The sequence below is a fragment of the Stygiolobus sp. CP850M genome (assembly GCF_037389425.1).
Lineage (GTDB): Archaea > Thermoproteota > Thermoprotei_A > Sulfolobales > Sulfolobaceae > Stygiolobus.
The window spans coordinates 1-6525 of record NZ_JBBHKR010000013.1 but is presented as its reverse complement, the minus strand read 5'-3'; the positions used below and the strand labels follow the sequence as shown (position 1 = coordinate 6525).

Here is a 6525-nt window from a genome sequence, read left to right as displayed (position 1 = left end):
TGAAGGTAAGGAGGTATTCTAAATAAAAAGGAAGTTGGTGCCAAGAATATAAATTAAACGTGGATAAATTCACTACCGTTGTAGAGGCATTAAGGAGAATAAAAACCGAACAAGATCCTACATTATCCTTTAGAGCTTCATGTCACATGGGAGTTTGCGGTAGTTGCGGTATGAAAATAAACGGAAAGCCTAAGTTAGCTTGCAAAACGCTCATAGTGAATGGGAAAAAGGAAATTACTATAGAACCCATGGATAACTTCCCTGTAATTAAAGATCTGATAGTCGACCTTGACTCTGTTTATAGAAAAATGAATAAGGTCATACCAAGAGTTACACCTCCAGAGGAAGTAATTCAAGGTAAGGCTGAAACTAGATTAAAACCGGAAGACCAAAAAGAACTCTGGGGTTTCGCGCAATGCATAATTTGCGGTCTCTGCTATTCTGCTTGTCCGGTAGTTGAAACAAATAAGGACTTCTTGGGCCCTGCAGTACTAGCTTCGGTCTATAGGTTATCAGCAGATCCTAAGGACACCCTAGGAAAGAAAAGATTGGAAATAGTAGTCGATCCTATATTAGGCATATGGAATTGTAGAGTTGCAGGCTCTTGTTCAGATGTATGCCCTATATATTACTGGGATAGTGGCGCTTATCCTACTCTCGATACACTTCTTCATGTTATTCGCAAATAACCTTAATTTCGATAATAGAATCTCAACACCAGTTGTAGACGAATATTTAAGTAATAGCGCATATTACTCTTTACTAGGCTTACTCTTAGTCGTAGCTTTTATTCACGGCTTATTAGGAGTTAGGAGAAGTTTATATGACTTCGGAATTAAAAAGGAGTTAAAGACGTTATAATTGGTGGAATAATAATACTATTGGTGTTGTTATTTTTTACTTTACTACCTAATGCCATTTTTATTCTTGTGAACAGTTTAGGGTAAATTCCCATTCCGAATCCCATGATTCCTCCTGGCCAATGTACTAAGACTACGTTTACTAAAAGTCCTCCCGGGAAAGGTATGCCAGGGGCAGTAACATTAGTTCTGGAATTATCACATATTATTATTATACAACCAAGCCTTTATAGTTTTTTTACCTAAATATTCTTGATTTTTATAAATATCTATTATATTTCTATTATTTATCTCACTTAATTCAAAATTTTAAATTCAACTATTTCAAATTTATCCTTATCTAATGTCTGATTTAGAACTGAATTTAATGTGTTGTCTAAATATTTTTGCCTATTATAGGCTGTTATTATTACTGAAACGAAATACTTCATTATTAATATATCCTATGTATAACGAACTTTAAATCTTTTAATAGAAAGACTTAAATAATTGACTGACTAATCAATTTATTGCGACTTAAAATGGAACAGAAAAGAATCCACGAAATACCTGAATGGGCATTTGAATTTCATGGGCATAGATGTCCTGCAATGCCATTAGGTTATTTAGCAGGCAAATATGCTCTGAAACTACTAGGAATAGAAAAGGAAAAAGATACTAATACTTACGTTTTTTCGGAAACTGGTGATGAGCATCATCAAGGATGTTTTGACGACGGAGTTCAGGCAGCAACTGGATGTACTTATGGTAAAGGAAATTACAAAAGACTTCAATACGGCAAGATGGCTATAATTGTTTATAAACCAGGTAAAGGAGCAGTTAGAATAAGACCAAAGCCAGAAATACTTGATGGATGCAGCAAATTTGAATTTTTCAAATATAGAAAATCTGGAATACCTGCATCTCAAGTTCCTAGAGAAGTTTCGGACGAGGTTATAAATTACGTACTTTCAAAAGATTTCGAAGAATTATTCTATTACGAATTTCTCAAAGACTTTACATACAGTTCTCTAAAGAAGACAATGGCAAGAATAGTATGCGACGACTGCGGAGAGCCTACATATGAGAACTACATAAAAATCTTCAACGGTAAAAGGCTCTGTCCACGTTGCTATGAAATTGAAATAAATAAAAGGTGATAGTCTATGAATCCAATTTTTTTATCTATCATATTCATTTTAACTTGGATAATTTCCACGTTGTTTGCAGTAGCGGGTGTAGGTGCAGCTAACACATTAATTCCTATATATTACTCCTTGGGTATACCATTTTCAATAGCAGCAGCCGCTGGGCTTTTATTAAACGTATTTTCACTGTCGTCTGCCACGGTAAACAATGGAAAAAAGGGTAGAGTATTATGGAAATTAGGAACGATCTTCCTTATACCTGCAGTTATAATGGCTCCAATAGGGGCATTCATAGGAATTCACACTCCAAGGAAAATATTGCTCTGGATATTCGTGGCATTCTTAGGCTACACATTGTATAATTTGATAAGAGGAAGAGTAAAAGAGGAAACAAACAAATTTTCTGGAAATATTAAAGGGTACATACTTGGTATAACAGTAGGAGCTATTGCTGGATTTCTTGGCGGTTTATTAGGCGTAGGAGGCGGAATGATAATTTTGCCTGTTTTAGCTCTGATAGAAAAAGATTATAAGAAAGTTTCAGCTACTGCAGGCTATGTAGCTTTATTTAGTTCTGCAAGTGGTTTTACTAGCTATCTGTTCTTATTACGAGGAATAAGTTATGATCTATGGTTAGTAATATTAATAGGCGGAATTTTAGGAGGATTCAGTGGATCATATTTAATGAACAAGATGAAGACTCTTTACGTAAAATATACTATAGTATCCATAATAACGTTCGTGCTAATAAAAATACTTATAGGAATAATTTAAACATTTAAACTATGAGAGGCATAATTAAATTATGAGGCAGAGAAATGAAGAAGTGACGAAGGAAAAGATATTGCAAGCTGCTGCCGAAGTTTTTGCTGAGGAAGACTTTTTTAAAGCTTCAGTAGACCAAGTGTGTAAAAAAGCAGGAGTTTCTAAGGGAATAATATTTTGGCACTTTAAGACTAAAGATCAGTTAATCTTAGAGGTAGCTAAGAAAAGTCTACCTTTAGATATTGTAGAGAGCTGTTTAAAAGAAAAAGAAAATACTCTTGAATGTATTGGGAATAAATATCTAGAAAAATACGATAATCCTATTATGAGGAAACTTTTCTTGCATACTATATCTGCAATGAATATATATAAGGAACTGGGAGATGACATTAGAGAATTATGTGATTCTCTAGTGAAAAAAATAAGTAAATGTGCTTTAAATAGTGAAAGTAATGAGGATATTATAAGAATAAGGTCGTTCATGGGAGGACTTCTTTGTTACGTAGTAAATCCTCCGAATATAGACAAGAAAACATACGTTAATACTCTTATTAAGATAGCTTTAGCGAAAGAAACTTAATAACAATATTAAAATAGATTCACCTAATTTATAAATATTAGATTTTTTCCAATATATAATTTTTTCTAAATAAATTTGTAAATAATTTTTAAATACCTATATCCTTCATTATATTTATGGAAACTAAGAAAGTCTTAATTTTAGGAATAGACGGCTATCTAGGTTGGGCCCTGGCGTTAAGACTAGGAAAGAAAGGACATGAAGTATACGGTATAGATAATCTAATAACCAGAACACAAGCTATGGAAGTAGGTGGGGATTCAGCATTTCCACTACCGTCAGTCGAGGAAAGAAGAAATATATTTAAGAGATATATTGGGGCAATAGATTTCGTAATTAATGATATCACTAAACCTAATGTTTTAAGAGATTACATTAATAAAGTAAAACCCTATGTAACAGTGCATTTCGACGATAAAAGATCGACGCCTTATTCCATGATAGACGAGGATCATGCTATATACACAATGCACAATAATATAGAAGGAAACAATAAGGCTAATTTACGCTGTTAAGGATCACCCAGAAATCCATTATTAAAAATGGGAACAATGGGAGAATATGGAACACCTAATTACGACATACCGGAGTCCCCTTTCGTAAAATTTGAATACAACTGTAAAAGCGATATGGTTCCAGTTCCAAAATTCACAGGATCATGGTATCACTAGACTAAAGTCCACGATTCACATAATTTAATATTTGCAAATAAAGTATGGGGAATAACGGTTATAGATATAAATCAAGGTCCCGTATACGGTACTAGAACCTCAGATATGATGGATGGTGAAAGCGTGATAGAGGGTCTAAGAACTAGAATAGACGTTGATGAAGCTTGGGGAACAGTTATAAATAGAAACGCCGTTAGACCAGTTTTAGGATTGCCTTTATTAGTATATGGAAAAGGAGGCCAAACTAGAGGTTTTATTTCTCTTGAAGACAGCGTAAATGCCTTAGAAATTTTAATTAATAACCTCCTAAAGAAGGAGAGTTCAGAGTTGTTAACCAATTTATGGAGTTATACAGTGTAGAGAAAATAGCAATGTTAATAGCTGATGCTACAGAAAAATTATTAGGCTACAGACTAAAGATTCATTACGTTAGAAATCCAAGGATAGAAAAGAAGGAGTATTATTATAATCCAGAAAGGAAAATTCTTCCAAGCCTTGGTTATGAACAAAAGAGGTTTCTAAAAGATGAGATATATTCAATACTTACAGATCTTTACCAATATAGAGATAGACTAAAGAACTTTAGCGAATGGACTAACGTAAAGACTGACTGGAGAAACGGAAGAAATGATAAAAATAGATTCGATTTAATAAAGGAATTATGAATATCCTCTAGGAGCTTTATCTTTCTAGAATTTTAATTACCAATCTTTTTATCTTATTAAATTGTTTATTTAGAATCATATTTATAGTTTAAGATAAAAGATTTGAACACTTAATACCGAAATCTTTATAGTCGAGATTATTGGTAATTAACTGATGGAACATAAAAATCCTCCTACAATAATATCCTCATCGCAATTTCCTACGTCAGAGCAGCCAGTAGTAATGGTTGTAGACGTAATGCTTAGATGTAAATTAGATAATCAAGTAATGCCCGCATCTATGGCTTTAGAACATCAACAAATGCATATAAAGAAAGGAGAAGATCCATGCTTTGTTATTGAAACCGCACCAGGGAAGCAAAAAGGAGAGGAACCCACAAGAGGAATAATTTAAAGAATTGAGAATTTTTCATAAATTATTAAATTTCTTTTCATCCTTAAACTGCTTCTCGTATTTGCTAATTCTAGACTTAATATATTATAATTGATATTATCCATGTTACGACAAAGGTTGATATAATAATTATACCAGCGTTGCCCCACCAAACACCACCGTTAATTGTTGCTATAATGTTCCAGAACCATCCACTTAGACAGAACTCAGATTGCAACAAACCTAATAGCTCTAAGGAACCTACAAGATAAGCCACAATAATTGAAATACCAGTCATAGTCAAGTTATACCAAACCTTTCTTCTCAGATTACCCATAAACGCCTACCTATATGCGCCGTTCATGAAAAATCCGTCAGTTGTGTCTACAAGACTCATTCCTGCAGTAAAGAGGAAAGGAAAAACAAGCAGAGTCCATAAAGGTATCTTAGTAAACACTCCAGCAGTTCCGGCACTTATTGCCAAAAGGGCAGTTTCGGAAGCTGTATCGAATCCCAGTCCGAAAAGGAAACCTATAGGGTACAAGTAGTATTGATTATTAACTATCTTAAATAATCCTTTGAAATATCTATTCATGAATCCCCTCTTTAATAGTGCGTCATTTAATTTAGCTTCATCAAGCTTCCCTAGTTTTGTTTGCTTAAATAACTCGTAAATTTCAAAATGAACAACTAAGTTAAGAAAACCAAACTCCAAAGTCGAACATTAAATCTAGCATAGGAGTACTGGGGCCAATTAAAATTACGTAAGCATTAGCTCTTCTGGACAACTCCAAGAGTCTATATATTGATTTATTTATTATTGTAGTAGCCGTTATTATTACTACTTGAACATCTTCTATAACAGTCTCTGCAGCGGTGGATAGAAGAATCCCTTGAGAAGAGTCTATCAAGAACGGGTTTAGCTATAAAACTATAAATTCTTTGGCAACAACCTCTTTGAATTTCTGTAATCCAAGTAATTTACCTATCATCACTATTTTTCTTTCCTTTACCAATTTCTAGGACAACGTCTAGCCCATTAGCCTCAGTATTTCTTTTAGGTTCTGTAACAGAGTTTATTGTAGCCAAACCTACACGCTTGCTTCTAAGAGGTTCCACGACCTAAGATATTCAGCTAACTGTCCGACTCTTTTCTCTTCTAAATACTCGAAACCTTTAACATCTAAATCCTCGTTTCATGTATTATAAGACATTGAAACCCCGCAGTACTTAGAAAGTACGCAAGTCCACGTTACACCTATCGTAACATTTTTAACATTACTATCGTTTTCTTCAGCATAAGAAATTAATGATTCCACAACTTTACTTCCCATAAAAATTGGGAAACGATTTATGTTTTTATAAATATTTTCTATTAGACTTATTTATGGTCGTTAATGATAAGACGCTATACGCTCTTTAGCTATAAAAAGGTAGCATAAGATCTTCTAGAGAAGAAAAATAGGAATAATAATTTATACTAT

At 33.5% G+C, this 6525-nt stretch carries 9 protein-coding genes and 3 pseudogenes; 7 read left to right on the top strand and 5 right to left on the bottom strand.

The features are described 5' to 3' along the window. Together WIW89_RS00475 and WIW89_RS00470 are read left to right on the top strand one after the other, a co-directional pair. A pseudogene (locus WIW89_RS00475) lies at positions 1-623 on the top strand (2Fe-2S iron-sulfur cluster-binding protein); the annotation flags it as partial. A gap of 49 nt (positions 624-672) precedes the next feature. After that, positions 673-861, top strand: coding sequence for a hypothetical protein (locus tag WIW89_RS00470; RefSeq protein ID WP_337719336.1), 189 nt, complete (start codon positions 673-675; stop codon positions 859-861). Between the two features lie 295 nt (positions 862-1156). Here the strand turns inward: WIW89_RS00470 and WIW89_RS13540 are convergent, their stop codons facing one another. Further along, positions 1157-1291, bottom strand: a complete 135-nt coding sequence (locus WIW89_RS13540; RefSeq protein ID WP_443296276.1) for a glycosyltransferase — start codon at positions 1289-1291, stop codon at positions 1157-1159. 90 nt (positions 1292-1381) lie between these two features. Between WIW89_RS13540 and WIW89_RS00465 the strand changes: the two genes are divergently transcribed. The 5 genes and pseudogenes from WIW89_RS00465 (at position 1382) to WIW89_RS00435 (ending at position 5062) form a co-directional block, all read left to right on the top strand. Continuing rightward, positions 1382-1999, top strand: coding sequence for an FmdE family protein (locus WIW89_RS00465; RefSeq protein WP_337719335.1), 618 nt, complete (start codon positions 1382-1384; stop codon positions 1997-1999). A gap of 6 nt (positions 2000-2005) precedes the next feature. After that, positions 2006-2761: a sulfite exporter TauE/SafE family protein gene (locus WIW89_RS00460; protein ID WP_337719334.1), complete on the top strand. Its 756-nt coding sequence runs from the start codon at positions 2006-2008 to the stop codon at positions 2759-2761. 31 nt (positions 2762-2792) lie between these two features. After that, positions 2793-3332: a TetR/AcrR family transcriptional regulator gene (locus WIW89_RS00455; RefSeq protein ID WP_337719333.1), complete on the top strand. Its 540-nt coding sequence runs from the start codon at positions 2793-2795 to the stop codon at positions 3330-3332. Positions 3333-3448: 116 nt separating this feature from the next. Then, positions 3449-4668, top strand: a pseudogene (agl3, locus tag WIW89_RS13535) (UDP-sulfoquinovose synthase). A 154-nt stretch (positions 4669-4822) separates the two neighbouring features. Continuing rightward, positions 4823-5062 (top strand): hypothetical protein, encoded by a 240-nt coding sequence (locus WIW89_RS00435; RefSeq protein ID WP_337719329.1) that lies wholly within the window; start codon positions 4823-4825, stop codon positions 5060-5062. Between the two features lie 76 nt (positions 5063-5138). Here the strand turns inward: WIW89_RS00435 and WIW89_RS00430 are convergent. The 4 genes and pseudogenes from WIW89_RS00430 to WIW89_RS00415 all read right to left on the bottom strand — a co-directional run bounded on the left by WIW89_RS00430 (position 5139) and on the right by WIW89_RS00415 (position 6375). After that, positions 5139-5756 (bottom strand): annotated as a pseudogene (locus WIW89_RS00430) (HoxN/HupN/NixA family nickel/cobalt transporter). Continuing rightward, on the bottom strand, positions 5737-5952 hold the full coding sequence (locus WIW89_RS00425; protein WP_337719328.1) for a Rossmann-like domain-containing protein: 216 nt from the start codon (positions 5950-5952) through the stop codon (positions 5737-5739). Before WIW89_RS00425 ends, WIW89_RS00430 begins: the two are co-directional and overlap by 20 nt. Before the next feature lie 70 nt (positions 5953-6022). Next, positions 6023-6160, bottom strand: a complete 138-nt coding sequence (locus WIW89_RS00420) for a hypothetical protein (RefSeq protein WP_337719327.1) — start codon at positions 6158-6160, stop codon at positions 6023-6025. A gap of 77 nt (positions 6161-6237) precedes the next feature. Then, the gene (locus WIW89_RS00415) at positions 6238-6375 is read right to left on the bottom strand and encodes a DUF4213 domain-containing protein (protein ID WP_337719326.1); all 138 of its coding nucleotides are present in this window, start codon (positions 6373-6375) and stop codon (positions 6238-6240) included. Between the last annotated feature and the right edge of the window lie 150 nt (positions 6376-6525).